Origin of the sequence: Phenylobacterium sp. (genome assembly GCF_031181185.1) — a bacterium.
Classification (GTDB): Bacteria; Pseudomonadota; Alphaproteobacteria; order Caulobacterales; family Caulobacteraceae; genus Phenylobacterium.
Window position 1 is genome coordinate 1 of record NZ_JAPSKZ010000317.1, and the last position, 1984, is coordinate 1984.

At 67.9% G+C, this 1984-nt stretch carries 3 protein-coding genes; all 3 read right to left on the reverse strand.

The features are described from left to right. Positions 1-784: ABC transporter permease (locus RIF93_RS20380; protein WP_375163915.1), on the reverse strand; the 784-nt coding region annotated here is incomplete at its 3' end. Positions 785-803: 19 nt separating this feature from the next. Beyond that, positions 804-1682: an ABC transporter ATP-binding protein gene (locus RIF93_RS20385; RefSeq protein ID WP_309093265.1), complete on the reverse strand. Its 879-nt coding sequence runs from the start codon at positions 1680-1682 to the stop codon at positions 804-806. An 83-nt stretch (positions 1683-1765) separates the two neighbouring features. Then, on the reverse strand, positions 1766-1984 hold a 219-nt coding region (locus RIF93_RS20390; RefSeq protein WP_309093266.1), incomplete at its 5' end, for a hypothetical protein.

The window sequence follows — 1984 nt, forward strand, 5'->3', positions numbered from 1 at the left end:
TGCCCGGCTGCGGTGCTGGAAGCGAGGCGGGCATGGCAGCGAAACGTTCCTGCAGGTGGTGGAAAATTCCTGCAATCCGGGCTTCGTGGTCATGGGCCAAGTTCGCCTCGGCGGCGGTGAAGTAGCGCGTGGCGGCGGAGAAGGCGGCCTGGCCGATCGGCTCCACGAGGGCGGCCAGCGGCAGGTGGCTGGGGTCCCGCAGCGCGGCCACGAGGGCGAAGTAGGCGACCAGGAAGGCCGCGACGCCCAGGTAGGCGCCCATCATCGAGCGCGTCAGGGTCGTGACGGTGAAGAAGATGGCCGAGATCAGGAACAGGCCCGGCAGCGCCAGCACGGCGTAGGCGAAGGCGTAGTCGGCCAGGCGGTTCGGGCCCAGCGTCTCGGGATCGACCCAGGGCATGAGCGAGCCCAGGAACAGGCCTAGCGGCACGAACAGGAAGGCGAGCGCGATCGCCACGAAAGCGCCGGCGAAGCGGCCGTAGAGGTAGTCGAACTTGCGGATCTGCGTGGACCGCACGATCGGGCCGTAGCCCGTCTCGTCGTCGCGGACGATGACGTTCGCCACGAACGCGGTCGCCGCGAACATGAAGAACAGCGCCATGATCAGCGTCGTCGAGGCGATGGCGACGGGCGCGTTCTTGTGGATGTTGCCGCCGGAGCCGATCTGGATCTGGTCGATCGTGACCGAGGCGAAGACCAGCAGGAAGAAGATCAGGCCGGCGATCCAGAAGATCGGCTGGCGGACCTGGTAGCGCAGCTCGAAGGCCGCGATCTTGCCGAACATGAGGGCGCGCTCCTGAGGGTCAGGCCGCGCGCCGCGAGGCGGACAGCGTCGAGAAGTAGACATCCTCCAGACCGCCTTCGACGGGCTCGAAGCCGGCGCCCGGCGCCTTATCGGCCAGCACATGGATCACCGTGCGGCCGCCGGCCAGCCGGGTGGAGATCACCTCGTGCCGCTGGCGTTCGGCGTCCAGTTCGTGCCGGTCGATCGTCTTGCGCCAGACGCGGCCGGCCAGCTCGCGCATCAGTTCGGAGGGCGCGCCTTCCTTGAGGATCCGGCCGCGGGCCAGCACCGCCATCCGCGGGCAGAGGTCGGCCACGTCCTCGACGATGTGGGTCGAGAGGATCACCACGACGTTTTCGCCGATCTCGGCGAGCAGGTTCAGGAAGCGGTTGCGCTCCTCCGGGTCGAGGCCGGCGGTGGGCTCGTCGACGATGATCAGCTGGGGTTGACCGATGAGCGCCTGGGCGATGCCGAAGCGCTGGCGCATCCCGCCGGAATAGCCGGCGACCGCCTTCTTGCGCACCTCCCAGAGGTTCACCTGATGCAGCAGCGCCTCGACCGTCTGCTTGCGCTCGCCCTTGCCGGCGATGCCCTTCAGGACGGCCATGTGGTCGAGGAGGTCGTAGGCCGAGACCCGCGGATAGACGCCGAAGTCCTGCGGCAGGTACCCCAGCGTCCGCCGCAGCTTCTCGGGTTCCTTGATCACGTCGACGTCGCCGAACCGGATCTCGCCGGACGTTGGCGTCTGCAGCGTCGCGATCGAGCGCATCAGGGTGGACTTGCCGGCCCCGTTGGGACCCAAGAGGCCGAACATCCCCTTGCCGATCTCGATGTCGACGCCGTCCAACGCGCGCGTGCCGTTCGCGTAGACGTGCGTCAGGCTTTTGATTGCCAGCATGATTTGCCACCCCTCGTTGCAGTCCAAGCTGCAACGGGCTTGTTACGGCGGCAAGTGAAGCGGCTGTAACCTTCGCGGGGCGTCTAACCGCGCAGGATCGATCCGGCCACGACCCGGTGGTGTTCGACGTGTTCCGGCCGGTCGAGCAGGAAGCGGTCGTCCTCGGGATAGTAGACGGCGCGCTCAGGGGTCGGGCCGGCGAAGGCGTGGACCGCGTCCATGTCCGGCCACCAGGAAAGCGTCGAGACCTCGCTGACGCCGCCGCCGAGATCGCGGAAGATCATCTGCCAGCCGAGGTTGCC